Origin of the sequence: Brevundimonas mediterranea, from assembly GCF_014196125.1 — a bacterium.
Lineage (GTDB): Bacteria > Pseudomonadota > Alphaproteobacteria > Caulobacterales > Caulobacteraceae > Brevundimonas > Brevundimonas mediterranea.
In genome coordinates this window covers 1,561,045-1,577,606 of record NZ_JACIDA010000001.1, presented here as the reverse complement: position 1 = coordinate 1,577,606, position 16,562 = coordinate 1,561,045, and the positions used below count along the sequence as shown (strand labels likewise).

The following is a 16,562-nucleotide window of genomic DNA, read 5'->3' as shown; positions in this document are numbered from 1 at the left end:
CCATGAAGCTGATGTCATGAGACGGGGGGCGGTCCGGTCGCACTATCTGGACTGGCTGGCCCAGGCGCTGGAGGTCGGACGCCGGACCGAGCCCCTGCCCGACGGGGATGCGGTGGTCGGCTACGCCACCGGATACGACGCCGCCGACATCGCCCCCTTCGTCCTGTCCCTGCGGGCGGTGTTCGACGGCCCGGTCGCCCTGGTGGTCGACGCCGACCCTGGCCTGCGCGCTTTCCTGGCCCAGAATGATGTGACCGCCGTCGATGCGCCGGTCTGGCGCGGCTGGGCGCCGCATCCGGTGATGCAGAGGTTCGTGGCCTTCGCCGGCCTGCTGGGCGAGCGGACCGGCGCGGGCCTGGCCTGCGACGTGCGCGACGTCATCTTCCAGGCCGCGCCCTTTTCGCCCGCGCCGCACGGGCTGGAAGCCTTCATCGAGGCCGAGACGCCCTTGGCCGACCACGGCTTCAACATGAAATATCTGCGCGCCCTGTTCGGCGAGGCCCAGGCTGCGCAACTGGGCGACAAGCCCTGCCTGTGCGTCGGCACGGTGCTGGGACCGCGGGCCGAGGTCGCGCGTCTGTCGCGCCTGATCCTGTCGCTGGCGGCCACGCCCCGGTCCGAGATCGGCGGGGCCTTCGGCGCCGACCAGGCGGCCTTCAACATGGCCATCCATCAGGGCCTGACCGCCGCGACCATCCGGCCCAACTACGGCCGCGTGGCGACCCTGGGCCTGACGCCCGGCGCGGCTCTGAGCTTCCGCGACGGACAGGTTGTCAATCCGGACGGGACCGTCAGCCCCATCGTCCACCAGCATGACCGCCATCCCCACCTGGACACGGCTGTCCACGACCGCTGGGGCGGCGGACTGGAACACCGCAAACGGGTCCGCCCCAAGTCGGCCGGCCAGAAGCTGGCCAAGCTGACGGCCTCGCTGCGGCGGCGGACGCCGGAACTGCGTTAGGCCCTTTATCTAGGGTAGGGGCGCAAAACTCTTGTCCTCGCGCAGAGCACTGGCCTTCTGCACCGCCATGGGGGCGGCGTGGAGCCAATAGTCGGCGTCGTCGAGCCTTTGCTCCCGGCGACGTTCCTGTCCACGCATCCGTCTCAGGGCGGCGTTTTCCAAAAGGCGGGCGTGCAGGGCGCGGGGCGTCGGTTCAGAGATGGCGGAAGAGCCGGGGACAGCGACGAGATCGGGGCCTTGGGGCTCCACCGCCGGACGGGCGATGGCGATGAACATGAACCACTCTTGGGGTGAGGAGAGGGGGCGCTTCTGCACCGAGGGTCTGTGGATGAACCACTCCCTCTGTGGATAGTTCCCGAGCGTGTCCGAAAAAAGGTCCGTGAATCGAAAGGCTTGCTGCCTCAATCCGGTCAAAAGGCTTGTGGGTTGATTAACCGTGGTCGGAGGGGTTACCGGGGCGGGCGGTTTCACACGCGTCCAGGTCTGACCGTCAGTCTGATCTCCCACTTTGTTTTGACGCTGATCTGCTTTCGTCATTCCGGGCGCAGCGTAGCGGAGACCCGGAACCCAGCGGCGCCGAAGGCGAAATGGTTCAACCTTACTGATGTCGAATATTGAGTTCGCGACAGGTTCGCGCTCTCGCGCGCCGCTGGGTTCCGGGTCTACGGGCCAAGCGGCCCTTCGCCCGGAATGACGAAAGGGAAGAGCGGCGGCGCACTCGCCTGCAAACGCCTTGAAACCCGGTGGCAGTCCCTAGGGGAGTCGAACCCCTCTTTTCAGGTTGAAAACCTGACGTCCTAACCGATAGACGAAGGGACCGCGGCCGGGGCGGCGCATTTGCCCCGGTTCGGCCCCCTCTGCAAGCAAAAAATCAGGCGGCCTCGGCCTTCGCCGGGATGACGGCGTCCAGGGCGGGGAAGAGGTCGGCGATCAGGTCCTCGACATGTTCCAGCCCGACCGACAGCCGCACCAGGCCATCGCTTATGCCAGCGGTGGCGCGCTGCTCCGGGGTCATGGCGGCGTGGGTCATGGTGGCGGGGTGGGCGATCAGGCTTTCGACCCCGCCCAGGGACTCGGCCAGGGTGAAGATCTCCAGCGCCTCGACCAGGTCGCGCACCGCGTCCGTGCCGCCTTCCAGCTCGAAGCTGAGCATGGCGCCCGGGCCCGCCTGTTGGGCGGCGACGAGGGCGTGGTTGGGGTGGGACGCCAGGCCAGGATAGTGGACGACCTTGACCGCCGGGTGGGCGGCTAGGCGTTCGGCGATCCTGCCCGCCGTGGCCTGTTGCCGCTCGATCCGGGCGAACAGGGTCCGCACCCCGCGCAGTGTCAGATAGGCGTCGAAGGGCGAGCCGGTCACGCCGGTGCAGTTGGCCCACCAGGCGAGGGTCTGATGATCCTCGGCGTCGGCCGAGATCACGGCGCCGCCGACCACGTCGGAGTGGCCGTTGATGAACTTGGTCGTGGAGTGAACGACGAAGTCGGCGCCCAGCTTGATCGGGTTCTGCAGCGCCGGCGACAGGAAGGTGTTGTCGCAGACGACCTTGGCGCCTGCGGCATGGGCGCGGGCGCAGATGTCGGCGACATCGACCAGGCGCAGCAGGGGGTTGGACGGGGTCTCGACCAGGACCAGTTTGGGCTTCAGCGCCAGGGCGGCCTCGAAGGCGACGGGATCGCCCTGATCGACCAGCAGCAGGTCGAAATGGCCCTTCCTGGCGCGGGCGTTCAGCAGGCGGCAGGTGCCGCCGTAACAGTCGTGCGGGGCGATCAGCAGGTCACCGGGCTCCAGCAGGGCCAGGGGCAGATCGACCGCCGCCATGCCCGTGGCGGTGATGACGCAGCCGACGCCGCCTTCCAGCTCGGCCAGGGTCTCGGCCAGGACGTCGCGCGTGGGGTTGCCCGACCGGCTGTAGTCGTACTTCCGCTTCTGCTCGAAGCCGGCGAAGGAATAGTTGGACGACAGATAGAGCGGCGGCATGACCGCGCCATGCGCCGTGTCCGTATCCACGCCCGTGCGGGCGGCGATGGTGTGCGGATTGGCGATACGGGTCATGCTTTGATGTCCTTGAAAGCGGCGCGGAGGATGTCGCCGACGAAGGCGTCCTCCTTCAGAAAGGCGTCGTGGCCATACAGGGAGGGCGCCTCGACGAAGCGCCACAGGGTCGGCAACCGCGCGGCCAGTTCGCGGATGTCGTCGATCGGCACCAGCCGGTCGGAGGTGAAGCCGATCAGGGTGACGGGGGTGGTTATGGCCTCGGGCGTCACGCTGTGGCGGTCCAGGGAATCGGACATCGACAGCCAGCGGGCCGGGGTGGTGTGGGTGCGGTAGGCCTGGCCCCGCGCCGTCAGATAGTCGCAGACGGGATAGGCGCCGCCGACGGCGTCTGGGGCGGTGGTCTCGAACCGGTCGTTGAACTCTTCGGCCGTGCGATAGGTGGTCATGGCCAGTTCCCGGGCCAGGGCGACGCCTTCCTCGGGGCGGCCGGCGGCGACGGCGAACTGAAGGATGCGGCGCTGGATGCCGCGCCAGGCGGTGGCCTGGGGATGGGCGCGGTGGGCGGCCGAGACCACGATCAGTTGCTCGGCCCAGTCGGGATACAGTTCGGCGAAGGCCAGACCGACCATGCCGCCGTAGGAACAGCCGACGAAGGCCGCGACCCGCTCGATCTTCAGATGGTTCAGCACCAGGGCCAGCAGGCGGGCCTGGTCGTGGGTGGTGATGGTGACGGGGGTGTCGGAAAACTCCGCGCCCGGCGCGAAATCGACCGCCAGAACCTGGAGCCGGCTCAGGTCGATGGGGCCGCGCACCGACACGGCGCCGGACCACCAGCCCAGGCCGTTGGTCTCGGTGCGGTGGACGAAGCGGCCGGCCGAGATGCCGCCGGCGACGACGACGACGGGGGCGCCGGCGCGGCCGTGGATGCGGCCCACGATATTGGGCTGGCTCAGTTTTTCGCCCGAGGCCAGGCGGAAGTCGGCGGGAATGGAGACGATGACGTCGCGGGCGCCGCCGCGTTCACGAACGGGCGCAGCCGAGGGCGTTAGCCGACAGGCGGGCTCTTCAAGCAGGGATGTTTCAGCCAGGGTCATCAATCGTCTTCCGCATCGGTCTCGCCTCAGCAAGGCTCGATGCGGTGACAGATCGTGGAGCGTCGACTCGACCGATGCTCCACTCATCTCTCGCGACCCCGAAGGACCCCGCAGGAGTTGGCACCGTTTCGGGTGGTGAAACCCGATGGTTGCCCCGGCGTCAAAGGGCCTAATCCCTCAGCCGGTCTTGATGAGTGACTTTACGTTGATCAAAGCTACGGCGCCGGTCAAGCGAAAAATTCGACCCCCGTTGCGATGACGGCTGGCGGCGTGGGGCTTAAATCGGACCCAAAAGGCGCTGTCGTGAAAAAATCATCCAATGTGACTTGACAGTGTGGGGGTGGTCCGATCACCCTAGGCTCAGATTTGAACCGGACCTGCCCTGTGCAACAGCACTTCCTCATCGCCGAACTTTCGACCGTCGCCGGCCTCGCCGCGACGCGTTTCGGCATGATTATTGGCGCCACCGGCACCACCACCACCACCATGCCCTTACGGGCGGGACGAGTTTAGCGCGCCGAACCCCGGCAACCGCAGAACCCGAACCCCGCCCGGTCCGCCTGGCGGGGTTTTTCTTTTTCACCCCACCCCCTTCGAACATCCCGAGAACCCCCAATGTCCGCCACCCTCGCCGTCGTAGAGAAGTCCGAGAATCTCGATCCCAGTAGTCAGCCCGCCGCCGAGGTGGTGGTGCTGAAGTTCGGCTCGTCGATCCTGCGCAGCCCGGCCGAGGCGCCCCTGGTCGCCTCGGCCGTCTATGGCCATGTGCGGGCCGGGCGGAAGGTGGTGGCGGTGGTCTCGGCCTTCGGCGGAGCGACCGACCGGCTGCTGGGCGAGGCGCGGGCCCTGGGCCTGTCCCATTCCAACGATCTGCTGCCCGGCTATGTGGCCTTGGGCGAGGAGAAGTCGGCGGCTCTGGTGGCCATCGCCTGCGACCGGATCGGCCTGGACGCCTGCGCCCTGTCGGTGCGGGAGCTGGGCATCGTCGCCGAGGGCGAGCCGGAGCATTCGCGCCCCTGCGGCCTGCGGCCCGACCATCTGAAACAGGCGCTGGACCGGCACGAAGTGGTGGTGGTGCCGGGCTTCGGTGCGGTGCGGCCGGACGGGCGGATCGCCCTGCTGGGCCGAGGCGGATCGGACCTGACGGCGGTCTTCCTCGCGGCCGAGCTGGGCCTGAAGAAGGTGCGGCTGGTGAAGGATGTCGACGGCCTTTACGACCATGATCCGAACGACCGGACGGCCCCCGCCCTGCGCTATCGCCGGGCGTCCTGGGACGTGGCGCGCAAGCTGGGCGGGGCCCTGGTCCAGCACGACGCCATCGACCTGGGCGAGAGCCGGGGCGTGGAGATCGAGGTCGCAGCCCTGGACCGGGCCGACGGCACGGTCATCGGCAAGAAGTCGGCCCCGCCTGGACCGGCCCCGGCCCTGCCGCCGCTAAAGGTGGCGGTCGCCGGGTGCGGCGTGGTGGGCGGCGGGGTCCTGGCCCGGCTGCTCAGCGATCCGCGCTATGACGTGGTCGGGGTGCTGGTGCGCGATCCGAAGAAGGTCCGCGACGTGGCCTGTCCGCAGTCCCTGTTCACCGCCGATCCTGCCGTCCTCTGGGCCAAGAAGCCGGACATCGTGCTCGAGGCCCTGTCGGAAGGCGAGGCGGGTCATGCGGTCATCCGCGCCGCGCTGGAGGCCGGCTGCGACGTGGCCAGCGCCAACAAGCAGGCGGTCAGCCGCGATCCCGGCGGCTTGCAGGACCTGGCCAAGGCCCATGGCCGGCGGATCTTCTGGTCGGCCTCGGTCGGCGGCGGTTCGCCGATGATCGAGACCGTGCGGGCGGCCCGCGCCGCCGGCGAGGTGGTCGGGTTCGAGGCGGTGCTGAACGGCACGGTCAACTTCATGCTGGAACGGCTGGGCGACGGCGCGGCCTTCGGCGAGGCCCTGGCCGACGCCCGGGCGGCCGGGTTCGCCGAGGAGGATCCGTCGGCGGATCTGGAGGGGCTGGACGCCGCCGCCAAGGTGCGGCTGCTGTGCCACGAGGCCTTTGGCCGCTCGCCCGACGGCGAGGTGCCGCGCGACCATCTGACCGAGGCCACCTCGGCCGACGGCGGGGTGCGCCAGATCGGCGCCGCCCATCTGAAGGACGGGGTCATCGCGCCATCGGTCAAGTTGACGGCCGAGCACGGCGACCCGCTGTTCTCCAGTTTGCGCGGCGAGGGCAACGCCCTGAAGGTGTACGGCGCCGACGGGCGGGTGTGGCGCTGCCGGGGCCGGGGCGCGGGCCGCTGGTCCACGACCGAGAGCATCATGGCCGACCTGGCCGAGATCGTGCGCGCCCGCCGCGCCGACGCGGGCCTGAACTAGGCCATGGCCGTCTTCACCCCCGTGTCGCTGGACGAGGCCAGGCGGTTCCTGGCCGGCTACGACCTGGGCGAGGTGGTCGAACTGACCGCCATCGCCGAGGGGGTGGAGAACACCAACTATCGGCTGGAGACCGACGACGGGGTGACCCGCAAACGGTTCGTCCTGACCCTGTTCGAGGCGCGGACGGACGAGGCGTCTCTGCCCTTCTGCCTGGGGCTGACGGCCCATCTGGCGGGGCGGGGCTTTCCGTGCCCGACGCCGATCGAGGACCGGTCGGGCGGCTGGCTGGGCCGGGTGAACGGCCGGGCGGCGGCGGTGATCGAATGGAAGACAGGCGCCTGGCTGCGTACCCCGTCGCAAGCCGATCAGGCGGCGGCAGGGGCGGTGCTGGCGCGGCTGCACCAGACGGCGTCCGGGTTCGCCGGGCGGCGGGAGAATCCGGTCGGGCCGGCGATGTGGCGGCGGCTGGCGGACCGGTGCGCGGCGGGCGCCTCGGGCGAGGATCGGGTGTTGCTGGATCAGGTCGAGGCGGCGCTGGTGCGACTGGATGATCCATTTACGGATGATCTGCCAGTGGGGGCCATTCACGCCGACTATTTCCCCGACAACATCCTGTTCGAAGACGGCGCGGTTTCAGCCGTGATCGACTTCTATTTCGGCTGCACCGGCCCCCTGGTCTACGACCTGGCCATCGCCCTGTCCGCCTGGGGCTTCGACGCCGAGGGCCGGGCGATGCCCGAGGCCCTGGCCGCCTTCCAGCGCGGCTATGAGGCGGTGCGGCCGTTGAGCGAGGCCGAACGGTCGGCTCTGCCGCGCCTGGGCGAGGCGGCGGCCCTGAGGTTCACCGTCACCCGCCTGCACGACCGCATCTTCCACGACCCGTCCAAACTGGTCACGCCCAAGGACCCGGCGGTCTTCCTGCGCCGCATGGATCACTGGCGCGCGCTGGAGACGGTGTGAGGGCGGCCTCGCGAAAAACAGGGTGTATATGGTGCAGTTTCCACGCGGCCAGGGGGGCGGGCGTTGCGAGGATTCAGTTTTCAAAGACCGTGAGCGCATGATGGCACGGTTTCGACGGGTGCCGGGTCGAAAGGTTTTGTCGAACGACAGGTGTCTGAAAAGGCGAAGGATTGTTTGAAGAATTGGGATGGCAGGCGGACCTGATCCCGCTCGCGCCTCGACTTTCAGTCCGGCTCCTCCCCGCCCGCGGGGGAGGGCGACGCCGAAGGGGGCTCTTTCCGCCCCCACCGGATCCGGGTCCAGGCCCCTCCGTCACGGCGCCGAAACGGACTCGGGGCGCGAGCCAGGTCTCGACGGCGCCACTCGGGCTTCGCTGCCCTGTTTGCTCGACGTGCGGGTTGGCGTCGAATGATCGAAGGACGGAGGCTCGCCGTCGAACTCTCATAAAGTTGTAGCTTTCGGACAAACATCAGTTGGGGTAGGTCGCAATCAGGGGTTCTCTGGGGGTGCTGCCGAATGTTGTTTCGTTCATTGGTCGTTGCGACTGTTATGGCCGTGGGGCTTTGGGGCGCGCCCTGTGCGGTCCTTGCGCAGACACAGACCTCGGTTTCGACGCCCTTCATCATTCACGCCGGAGTCACGCACGGACCTGCGGTTGGTGAAGAAGCGACAGTGCAACGCGGCAAGCCGATGCTGACCCAGCGGGCGACGTCGATCCGGGGGCCCGGCTGGAGGCGGAGACTCCCTCCCTTGCCGGGTTCCGAAAGATGAAGTCGTTCGCCGCAGGCACACCGATGTTCGGCGTCTATTCGCTGACGGGTTGGGTCTATTGCGCCGTGGCTGAGACGACGGCGTCTTGGTGGGCGGGGGATGAGTTCGTCTGTTACGAGGATATTGACGGTGACGGGCGTTTCGAGAGCGCCATGCTGTCCGGCGCCCCATTCCTGGGCGTGCCCTTGTTCGTTTTCGAATTGGGCGAGCGACGGGCCTTGGCGGAGCCAGCGCCCTATACCGTGATTTCCGGCGCCGAAGGGCCATCCGTTGAGTTCGCCCTTGTGGCCACCGTGCAGACCCGACGGTTGCCGGGCATGTTGGCCGAGGCGCCGCCGGTGACTATGGTGACCGTGAAGGGCGGATTTCGGGCAAGCGCCGATCCCGGCGGCGTCGGTCGCGCTGCGGATCCGCCCACCACGCCGATCGCCGGATGGGCCGACACTGTCGTTCTCGGTCCTGAGCGACCCAACAGAATCCATGTTCTGGGGGCGGAACTCGAAATCCTGGGCTTGGGTGAGGACAACGCGGTCCGCTACCGTGTAATTTCTTCGGCGCCCGCCCAAGTCGAACGTATCGCGATGAGCGTGACGCGTTCGACCACTTACACGCCTATCTTCATTCCGGGCTGACCATGATCCATATTTCCATGATTCTCGCCGGCGTGTTCATGACCGCTGCGCCGGGGCAAGAGGCGCCGGTCGTGGCTGTCGAGCCGGCTGCGCCGGCCGCTGTGGAGCCTGTTGATGGTCCGTCGCTGCCTGACGGACCCTTGACTTGGGACAAGCTTCCAGAGCCCCTGCGCGCAAGCATCGACTCGCTGATCGGCAAGCCGATACCACAGGCGGTCGTTGTCGTTGATGCGCCCGTCACAGCCGACGTTCAGGCGCGGCGGATTGATCACGGCATGATCGTGAGCGAGCAGACGGTGCGTCCTGCCGCCTTTGCCGCGATCGCCACACCGGCGCGCAACGCTCGCAAATATGGTCCGGCGGGCGCGCTGTTATGGCGCGGCGTCAGCGAGGCCGGCGAATGGTGGTGCTGGCGAAACGACGACAATTTTCCGAACTGGCGATGGCCTTCCGACATCTATTGCTATCGCGACGCCGATAGCGACGGCGCCTTTGACAAGGTGATGGAAAACAGCGGCGAAGGCTTCATTTTTTACAGCCGTTACCAGTTCCGCAATCTTGGTCACGACGAGCGTCTGCGCGACATCGTCACCTACCAGACTGATGCGCGCCCTGTTGATCCGGACCGGTTCGTCGAAAAGATCGTCGTGCGATACGATGGTCCAGCGTCGGGCCGCATACAGGCCGATGGACGACTGACCGACGGCGAGCTCATTTTCGACCTGTTGACGGGCGCGGGCGTGGCGACTTCGCCGGCGCCCACACGTGGCAATGCACTGGTGCGCGTCATCCCCGGTCCGCCGGATGATGGGCTGACCGAAATCGGAAAACTGATCGTAAAATTGGACAAGGACGGTCGTGGAAGCCTGTCCGACCCACGAGGCATCGTCTTGGAGGTCGACAGGGTCAACGCCGACGGTTCGGCCGACATCAGAGTGGTCTCCGGCGTCACCCAGGGCGAGACGCTATTGTTTCCTCGACCAACGCGCGAAACTTTTGTTGCGATGATCCAGGAGATGCGGGATCGGCGGACAAACTCGGGCGGATCGCCCCCCTAAATTCAGATCAGAACGTTCGAGCGTGATCGGCCGACATAGATGCCCGCCGAGAGGGGCGGTGAAATTGTCGCTGGAACGGAAGCGGGTTCCGGGATTTTCATCGTCACGCGGCCATGAGGGCCGTGCTCCCCGAGGATGAGAGACATGACCGACGAACGGATCGAGGGCGCCGCGTATCAGGCGACCGGCAAGACGAAAAAGGGTTTTGGCAAGCTGGTCGGCGACCAGAAGCTGCAGGTCGAAGGCGCGTTTGAGGACGCCAAGGGCCGGTCGCTGGACACCTTCGGCAAGGCGATGGACGCCGTGGACCGGCTGGTTGAGAAGGCCCCGGTCGATTATCGCGACAAGGCGCGGGCCGTGGCCGGCGAGGCGCGCAAGCGGCCGCTGGTGACGACCCTGTCGGTGGCGGGCGTGGGCCTGATGCTGGTCGGGATGCTGACGCGTCGGCGGTAGGCAACAAGACGCTCCCCCTCCCCCTGCGGGGGAGGGGGCGAAGCGAAGCCGGGTGGGGCGGGCAAGGCAAGGCTCCACTAATCGCTACTAGATTGAGTCGGCGCGGTTTCGCCTGGCCGCCCCCACCCCGTCGCTACGCGACGCCCCTCCCCCGCGGGCGAGGGAGATTTATGTGTCAGCGCGCCCGGATCGCGGCCAGGGCCGCGTCCATCGTGCCGTCGATGATCGTCATCCGCTCGGCCTGATCGCCCAGGGCGGCGATGACGGGCGCGGGTTCGGGCTCGAAGCCGAGGACGTCGGAGACGAAGGCGCCGAACTTGGACGGGTGGGCGGTGGACAGGGCGACGACCGGGCCGGTCGAGCGATCGACGCGGCGGGCGGCGGCCAGCGCAACAGCCGTATGCGGGCAGACGACGCGGCCCCAGGTCTCATAGGCGTGGGCGATCTCGGCGCGGGTTTCCATCTCATCGACGGAGACGGCCGAGACGGCGGCGCGCAGGGCGGCCAGCAGATCCGGATCGAAGGCGACGGCGCCGTCGCGGGTGAAGGTTTCGAACACGGCGCGGGTGCGCTCGCCGTCGCGGCCGGTCGCCTCATAGACCAGGCGCTCGAAGTTGGACGGGGCCTGGACGTCCATGGAGACGCTGCCGCTTTCCACCGCAGGACGGCGTGAATAGATGCCGTCGTTGATGGCGCGGGCCAGGGCGTCGTTCTGGTTCACCGCCGCGACGAAGCCGTTGCACGGCAGACCCATCTTGGTGGCGGCGATGCCGGCGAAGGCGTCGCCGAAATTGCCGGTGGGGACGACGAAGGTGGCCGGGCCGCCCAGCTGGGCCGTGGCCGAGACATAATAGGGGATCTGGCCGGCCAGCCGGGCCCAGTTGATCGAGTTTACCGAGGACAGACGGCCGCGTTCGCGCAGGGACTCCTCGGCCAGCAACCCCTTCACCAGACGCTGGCAGTCGTCGAAATCGCCGCGCACGGCCAGGTTCAGCACATTGTCGGCCTGGACCGTCGTCATCTGCTTGCGCTGCACCGGCGAGACGCGGTCCAGCGGGTGGAGCACGACCAGATCGACCGACTTGGCGCCGGCGAAGGCGCGGACAGCGGCGGCGCCGGTGTCGCCCGAGGTGGCGGTGAGAATGGTCAGACGCTCGCCGGACGCCGCCAGGGCCTCGTCCGTCAGGGAGGCGACCAGCTGCATCGCCAGGTCCTTGAAGGCGGCGGTGGGGCCGTGGAACAGCTCGAGCACGAACAGGCCGGGCTCCAGCTCGACCAGGGGGGTGACGGCGGGATGGGCGAAGCCGGCGGTCAGGCGGTCCAGGGCGCGGTCCAGGGCGCCGGCGGGCAGGGCGTCGCCGATGAAGGGCGCGACGGCTTGCAGGGCGATGGACTTGTAGTCGGCGGCGCCGTCCCAGGCGGAGGGCGACAGCCGGGGCCAGGCGGTCGGCATATAGAGGCCGCCGTCGGGGGCGATGCCGCGCAGCAGGGCGTCGGTGAAGTCGGTTTCGGGGGCTTGGCCGCGGGTGGAGACGTAACGGGCGCTGGAGGTGCTCATAATGGTCTGGTCGTAACCAGCCGGGGCGGCGGCGTCACCCGGTTTCTGGTCGTTTGGAGGAGGAAATTGTCGGCGCGGCGACGGGTGGGCGGCTTGTGCGACAAATTCATGCCGGTCGGGCGCGGCGCGGCGGCCCTGCGACCATCGTCCCCGCTGGCGCCTGAGCGCCGGACGGTCCATGTCTGGGGGATGAGACGACGCGATCTTATGATCCGGCTGGGCCTGATCGCCGGGGGCGTGGGCGGGGCCTGGTGGCTGCGTGACCATGTGCTGTGGAAGGCGCCGGGCGTCGGGTTTGCGGCGGACGGCTCGTCCGGTTGGCTGGACTATGCCGAGCGGCGGGCCGTCACCCCGACCGTGGTGGTGACGGTCAATGGCGTGGGCGTGCGGGCCCTGGTCGACTCTGGGGCGCAATATTCGGTGATCGACCGGTCGCTGGTCCAGACCTTGGGCCTGACCGATGTCTTCAATATTCCGATGGTGGCTTACGGCGTCGGGGGTGAGCCGCAGGTGGGCCGGGGCACGGCGCTGGATGTGGCGGTCGGGCGGCTCAGGCTGGACGGTTTGCGGGCGGCGATCCTCGATCTGGGGCCGCTGGCGGGGGAGCAGGGGCTGGGCGCACCGCTGATCCTGGGCCAGGACGTGCTGCGCGAATTGGTGCTGGAACTGGACACGACCGGCCGCCGGATGCGGTTCCTGAAGCGCGAGGTCTGGGCCCCGACGCCGGATCTGGCCCCGGTCGCCGTGAGCCGGGCGGGCAAGGCCTTGCAGGCGGGGATCACGGTCGAGGGGGCGACGGTCGAGGCGGTGATCGACACCGGCGCCTCGGCCCTGCTGGCCGTGACGCGCGAGACGGCCCAGGCGGCGGGCCTGCTGGACGGGCGCGAACGGCGGCCGGGGCGCAGCATCGTCCTGGGCGGGACAGTGCGGGCGGAGACGGTGACTGTCCGTGCACTGACGTTCGGCGACGAACTGTATCGAAAGGCGGAGGTGGCCATTTATGACGACGTCCCCATGCCGGGCTTCCCCAAGGCCCTGATCGGCATGGGAGCGTTCGAGGACCGGCGGCTGGTGATGGATATCGGCGGGCCGCGCCTGTTCATGTCCCGACCGATGGAGATCACGGTGGGGCGGTGAGCTGAACTTTCCCTCCCCTGTGGGGGAGGGGCGTCGCGCCAGCGACGGGGTGGGGGCGGCAGGGCGCGGGCGCACCTGGTTTTGCAAGCCTGCGATGCGTCACCTGGCCCTTCCCACCCGGCTTCGGCTCCGCCTCCGCCCCCCCTCCCCCGCAGGGGGAGGGAGAGGGTGCGCCTCAGCCGTTCAGCATCTCGAACACGGCTTCGTAGCCGTTCGCCTCGGCGAAGCGCAGAGGCTTGACCCGTTCGACCAGGATCTCGCCGCGCGGGGTGTTTCCGCGCTCGATCAGGCCGATGACCTCGGCCGTATAGTCGGCCAGGGGCATCGAGTTGGGGTTCTCGGCATGGCCCGGCATCAGGTCGGTGGCGACGGCGGGCGGGGCCAGCTCCAGCACCTCGACGGCGGTGTCCCGCAGTTGATGGCGCAGGGACTCGGTCCAGGAGTGGATGGCCGCCTTGGTGGCGTTGTAGGTCGGGGTGGCCGCCAGGGGAATGAAGGCCAAGCCGGAGGTGACGGTCATGATCGTCGCGGCGGGCTGGGCCTGGAGGTGGGGCAGCAAGGCCGCCGTCAGGCGGATCGGGCCCAGCAAATTGGTGGCGATGGTCGCCTCGACCGTGGCGAAGTCGAACGGCTGGGCCTTCAGATCCTCGGGCTTCATGATTCCGGCGTTCAGGATGACCGCATTCAGGGTCGGGTGATCCCTGACCACCTGTTCGCCGAAGGCGGCGACGGCGGCGGGATCGGCGACGTCCAGGGCGGCCCAGGCCATGCCGGGGTTGGCGGCGGCGACGTCTTTCAGCACGTCTTCGCGACGGCCGGTGATGATGATCTGATTGCCGCGGGCGTGCAGGACCTCGGCCAGGGCGCGGCCGATACCGGCGCCGCCGCCGGTGATCAGGATGGTGTTTCCGCTGATGTTCATGGGGCTCTCCTCAGGGGTGCGTCAGTGCGGAAACTCAGTTATGACGGTCACTCTCCATTGGAAAGTAGGCACTGGAAACCGCCATACTTACTGCGAAGGAAGAAATGGACATGACGGCTGTTCCGCCCGCAAGAATTTCACATCCCGAGACCGGAGAGGTCGCCGATCCGCGCGTCGAGGCCCTGGTCAACGAGGTGATCGGCCGGGTGGCCGACAAGTGGACCATGCTGATCCTGGAGGTTCTGGCCGAACACGGCGAGACGCGGTTCACGCGCGTGGGCGAACTGGTCGGCGGCATCAGCCAGAAGATGCTGACCCAGACCCTGCGTCAGATGGAGCGCGACGGCCTGGTGGTGCGCACGGTCCATCCGGTCATCCCGCCCAAGGTCGAATACCGGCTGACCGACCTGGGCTTCACCCTGGCCGAGGCGTTTTGCGGGGTGTGGACCTGGGCGGAGACGAACATCGACCGGATCGAGGCGGCGCGGGCGGCGTTCGACGGGCGGAAGAGGTAGGGGGCTTATCTAAGGCGAGCGTTAGGAGTGTCTGAGACGGGTGGAGAGCGGATCTTGGGTTCCTGCAGCCGGTCGGCGTACTCCCAGTTTTACTGGGCAGGAGCGAGCAGCACGACACGTTCGCCCTCCCGTTCGTAGCCCACGCCTACCCGATCAAAGAGTGATCCTATGAATCCGGCGGCATCCGGATCGCCACTGTCCAAGAAGGCGTCGATATCGTTCGCCAGAGCCGCATCCTCGGACAGGGACGAGAGCCGGGCCAGCCAAGCGGTTCGAAGCAAAACGCCGCTCGCTCTGTTGTCTTCGATCAGCGGCTGGAGATATTCGAACCAGTCACCGCCTGTCGCCCTGTGCTGAAGCGCCTCTCCGGCCATCGCCAGAACGGCGCCGCACGCGTAGTAGGCGCGATGGTCGCCCCGCTGACCCGCGCCGGCTACGGGCTTGTCTCCGAGGCGCACGCAATCGTCGACCTCCTTCTGAAGCACCTCGAGGGCGTCAAAGCTTGGGTAGAGCGTCTGCATGGCGCGCACGGCGAGCAGATCGGCGCCGCCTTCGGTGATCCACGACTCGCGGGATCGTTCGGCGCGAACCGTTTGTCCCAGCCAGAAGTGCGCGGCTTCATGAGCAATGAACCAACGGTTTTCCGAAAGCACGCCCTCGCTCGGCGAGAGTAGTTCCTGCCCCTCAAAAGTCATTACGATCAAACCGGGCAGAACGCTGCCGCCATAGTTCGTGGTTCCTTCTGTAGGCCCGTACCAGGTGGACATGATCGTGGGTCGGTCGGTCTGCCCCGGGCCGAGCTTCATGGCGTAGTAGTCGATGACGCGCGGTGCGAAGGTCTCGACGGAGTCCGCGATCCAGACTGGGAGTTCGGGATCCACGACTGTGACGAGGCGCTCGGACTCGTTCACTCGCGTCTGCCCGAACAGAACATAGGCACGGCCATCATGGGTCTCGCCTTCTTCCGTGCGTCGCCCGTGGGCGAGAACAGGGCCGGCCCTGTCTTTCCAGGATATGCGTGCATTCGCGCCCTGTCGGCGACTGTCGGCGATCTCGTCGGCGGTCAGGCCCTCCAGATCGGAGCGGGCGATGGGAAAAACATCGAAGGCGCCGGTGAACATGGCTACCGAGCCATCCGTGAACAGCAAAACCGGATAATCCGCTTCGAGGTTATCGCCGTGCGGCGACAGGCTGAGGCTGATTCGCCGAGGCAGCGGGCTTCCGTCTTCCATCCTCAAGACGTCGAGGTCTCCGACACGTTCGAGCACCACTCCGGGGGTTATTGCGGCCCAATCCCGGGGCCGCCAGGGCTGACGCGAGCTGTTGAGATTGGACGAGTTGTAGAAGGCCCAGGCTGATGCGTCGCGATCAAGCACATAGTCGGCCCGCCAGTCCGAGCCGTCTCGCGTCACGGCGACACGAACACCGTCCGTCTCTGCGGCTGACGAAGGAGCGGCCAAGACGGGGGCGGCTTGCGCAAATGCACTGAGACAAAGCGCCACGACGAGGCGAAGCGACACGAAAGGCGAAAGGCGCAAGGGGCTGCTCCAGATGACGACCTGCACCTTAGCTTGGCCTTATTGTTGGCGCCGTTACATTTGGTTCATTCTCCAGGCGGATCTCTGGCGCCGTCCGAAGGGGGGGAATAGAAGCCAGCGTCCGGCCCGTCCCTCGAAATGTCAGCACCGGTCGGTTTGCGAAATCGGCTTCAGCGTCGGAACCAGACCTTCACCTCGGCTGCTGAGGAGACAGGGCCGCGCATCGCCGCCCATAGGCCTGCACCTTCTCGGTGATGAAATGGCGGCCCTGCTTGTCCTCGATCTCGACCACCCAGAGGTCGGGGTCGTAGCCGCGCTGGCGGGCGATATAGGCGTCCAGCTCGCTCTCGCTGTCGCTGACGACCGGCTGGATCCACAGGCGTTCGCCGTCGGTCCCGAAGGCCTCGGTGTAGAGTTTGGCCGTGCGGGTGGAGGTGTCATAGGCCTTGACGATGACCGAGCCGGCGCGGTCGTCGCCCTTTTTTACCACGGTCGCATAGGCGCCCTCGATCTCGGCGCGGCGGATCAGGGCGCTGACCCAGAGGTCGCTGGATAGAAGCAATTCGCTAACCCTGTACGGAAACCAGACCCAAAGGCGGGACGTGCCAAGGTCGGGGA

Annotated in this window: 16 protein-coding genes, 1 tRNA gene and 1 riboswitch; of the genes, 9 read left to right on the top strand and 8 right to left on the bottom strand. The window is 67.7% G+C overall.

The window, feature by feature from the left end; translation table 11 throughout:
- Positions 1-16 precede the first annotated feature (16 nt).
- Positions 17-961 carry a hypothetical protein gene (locus tag GGR11_RS07875; protein ID WP_183196155.1) on the top strand — a complete coding sequence of 315 codons (945 nt, stop codon included), beginning with the start codon at positions 17-19 and terminating at the stop codon, positions 959-961.
- 9 nt (positions 962-970) lie between these two features.
- On the opposite strand, the gene GGR11_RS07870 is transcribed toward GGR11_RS07875, so the two are convergent.
- The 4 genes from GGR11_RS07870 to metX form a co-directional block, all read right to left on the bottom strand.
- A complete protein-coding gene (locus tag GGR11_RS07870; protein ID WP_183196154.1) occupies positions 971-1,237 on the bottom strand; it encodes a hypothetical protein in 267 nt (88 codons plus the stop codon).
- 468 nt (positions 1,238-1,705) lie between these two features.
- Positions 1,706-1,780, bottom strand: a tRNA-Glu gene (locus tag GGR11_RS07865).
- 52 nt (positions 1,781-1,832) lie between these two features.
- The gene (gene metB / locus GGR11_RS07860; protein ID WP_183196153.1) at positions 1,833-3,011 is read right to left on the bottom strand and encodes a cystathionine gamma-synthase; all 1,179 of its coding nucleotides are present in this window, start codon (positions 3,009-3,011) and stop codon (positions 1,833-1,835) included.
- On the bottom strand, positions 3,008-4,048 hold the full coding sequence (gene metX / locus GGR11_RS07855) for a homoserine O-succinyltransferase MetX (RefSeq protein WP_183196152.1): 1,041 nt from the start codon (positions 4,046-4,048) through the stop codon (positions 3,008-3,010). The genes metB and metX overlap by 4 nt, the downstream gene beginning before the upstream one ends.
- Before the next feature lie 80 nt (positions 4,049-4,128).
- Positions 4,129-4,245, bottom strand: a riboswitch (SAM riboswitch).
- A 187-nt stretch (positions 4,246-4,432) separates the two neighbouring features.
- Here metX and GGR11_RS16885 point away from each other — a divergent pair.
- The 6 genes from GGR11_RS16885 (at position 4,433) to GGR11_RS07830 (ending at position 10,274) form a co-directional block, all read left to right on the top strand.
- Positions 4,433-4,561 carry a hypothetical protein gene (locus GGR11_RS16885; protein WP_281380152.1) on the top strand — a complete coding sequence of 43 codons (129 nt, stop codon included), beginning with the start codon at positions 4,433-4,435 and terminating at the stop codon, positions 4,559-4,561.
- 102 nt (positions 4,562-4,663) lie between these two features.
- Entirely contained in the window at positions 4,664-6,400 is a 1,737-nt protein-coding gene (locus GGR11_RS07850; RefSeq protein WP_183196151.1) for an amino acid kinase family protein, read from the top strand.
- Between the two features lie 3 nt (positions 6,401-6,403).
- Positions 6,404-7,360, top strand: coding sequence for a homoserine kinase (thrB, locus tag GGR11_RS07845; RefSeq protein WP_183196150.1), 957 nt, complete (start codon positions 6,404-6,406; stop codon positions 7,358-7,360).
- A 767-nt stretch (positions 7,361-8,127) separates the two neighbouring features.
- Entirely contained in the window at positions 8,128-8,763 is a 636-nt protein-coding gene (locus tag GGR11_RS07840) for a hypothetical protein (protein WP_183196149.1), read from the top strand.
- Positions 8,764-8,765: 2 nt separating this feature from the next.
- Positions 8,766-9,821: a hypothetical protein gene (locus GGR11_RS07835; RefSeq protein ID WP_183196148.1), complete on the top strand. Its 1,056-nt coding sequence runs from the start codon at positions 8,766-8,768 to the stop codon at positions 9,819-9,821.
- 144 nt (positions 9,822-9,965) lie between these two features.
- Positions 9,966-10,274 (top strand): CsbD family protein, encoded by a 309-nt coding sequence (locus GGR11_RS07830; protein ID WP_183196147.1) that lies wholly within the window; start codon positions 9,966-9,968, stop codon positions 10,272-10,274.
- A 175-nt stretch (positions 10,275-10,449) separates the two neighbouring features.
- Here the strand turns inward: GGR11_RS07830 and thrC are convergent, their stop codons facing one another.
- Positions 10,450-11,832, bottom strand: a complete 1,383-nt coding sequence (gene thrC, locus GGR11_RS07825; protein ID WP_183196146.1) for a threonine synthase — start codon at positions 11,830-11,832, stop codon at positions 10,450-10,452.
- A gap of 189 nt (positions 11,833-12,021) precedes the next feature.
- On the opposite strand from thrC, the gene GGR11_RS07820 reads away from it, so the two are divergent.
- Entirely contained in the window at positions 12,022-12,969 is a 948-nt protein-coding gene (locus GGR11_RS07820) for an aspartyl protease family protein (RefSeq protein ID WP_183196145.1), read from the top strand.
- Positions 12,970-13,144: 175 nt separating this feature from the next.
- Here the strand turns inward: GGR11_RS07820 and GGR11_RS07815 are convergent, their stop codons facing one another.
- On the bottom strand, positions 13,145-13,891 hold the full coding sequence (locus GGR11_RS07815; protein WP_183196144.1) for an SDR family oxidoreductase: 747 nt from the start codon (positions 13,889-13,891) through the stop codon (positions 13,145-13,147).
- 110 nt (positions 13,892-14,001) lie between these two features.
- Between GGR11_RS07815 and GGR11_RS07810 the strand changes: the two genes are divergently transcribed.
- Positions 14,002-14,406 carry a winged helix-turn-helix transcriptional regulator gene (locus GGR11_RS07810; RefSeq protein ID WP_246331602.1) on the top strand — a complete coding sequence of 135 codons (405 nt, stop codon included), beginning with the start codon at positions 14,002-14,004 and terminating at the stop codon, positions 14,404-14,406.
- Between the two features lie 89 nt (positions 14,407-14,495).
- Here the strand turns inward: GGR11_RS07810 and GGR11_RS07805 are convergent, their stop codons facing one another.
- Positions 14,496-15,971, bottom strand: a complete 1,476-nt coding sequence (locus GGR11_RS07805) for a hypothetical protein (protein WP_183196142.1) — start codon at positions 15,969-15,971, stop codon at positions 14,496-14,498.
- A gap of 163 nt (positions 15,972-16,134) precedes the next feature.
- A complete protein-coding gene (locus GGR11_RS07800; protein ID WP_183196141.1) occupies positions 16,135-16,506 on the bottom strand; it encodes a DUF1491 family protein in 372 nt (123 codons plus the stop codon).
- Positions 16,507-16,562 lie beyond the last annotated feature (56 nt).

Bases quoted from the DNA above. Each gene is read 5' to 3' on its own strand.
- GGR11_RS07875 (WP_183196155.1), top strand. From the start codon at position 17: ATGAGACGGGGGGCGGTCCGGTCGCACTATCTGGACTGGCTGGCCCAG.
- GGR11_RS07870 (WP_183196154.1), bottom strand. From the start codon at position 1,237: ATGTTCATCGCCATCGCCCGTCCGGCGGTGGAGCCCCAAGGCCCCGAT.
- metB (WP_183196153.1), bottom strand. From the start codon at position 3,011: ATGACCCGTATCGCCAATCCGCACACCATCGCCGCCCGCACGGGCGTG.
- metX (WP_183196152.1), bottom strand. From the start codon at position 4,048: ATGACCCTGGCTGAAACATCCCTGCTTGAAGAGCCCGCCTGTCGGCTA.
- GGR11_RS07850 (WP_183196151.1), top strand. From the start codon at position 4,664: ATGTCCGCCACCCTCGCCGTCGTAGAGAAGTCCGAGAATCTCGATCCC.
- thrB (WP_183196150.1), top strand. From the start codon at position 6,404: ATGGCCGTCTTCACCCCCGTGTCGCTGGACGAGGCCAGGCGGTTCCTG.
- GGR11_RS07840 (WP_183196149.1), top strand. From the start codon at position 8,128: ATGAAGTCGTTCGCCGCAGGCACACCGATGTTCGGCGTCTATTCGCTG.
- GGR11_RS07835 (WP_183196148.1), top strand. From the start codon at position 8,766: ATGATCCATATTTCCATGATTCTCGCCGGCGTGTTCATGACCGCTGCG.
- GGR11_RS07830 (WP_183196147.1), top strand. From the start codon at position 9,966: ATGACCGACGAACGGATCGAGGGCGCCGCGTATCAGGCGACCGGCAAG.
- thrC (WP_183196146.1), bottom strand. From the start codon at position 11,832: ATGAGCACCTCCAGCGCCCGTTACGTCTCCACCCGCGGCCAAGCCCCC.
- GGR11_RS07820 (WP_183196145.1), top strand. From the start codon at position 12,022: ATGAGACGACGCGATCTTATGATCCGGCTGGGCCTGATCGCCGGGGGC.
- GGR11_RS07815 (WP_183196144.1), bottom strand. From the start codon at position 13,891: ATGAACATCAGCGGAAACACCATCCTGATCACCGGCGGCGGCGCCGGT.
- GGR11_RS07810 (WP_246331602.1), top strand. From the start codon at position 14,002: ATGACGGCTGTTCCGCCCGCAAGAATTTCACATCCCGAGACCGGAGAG.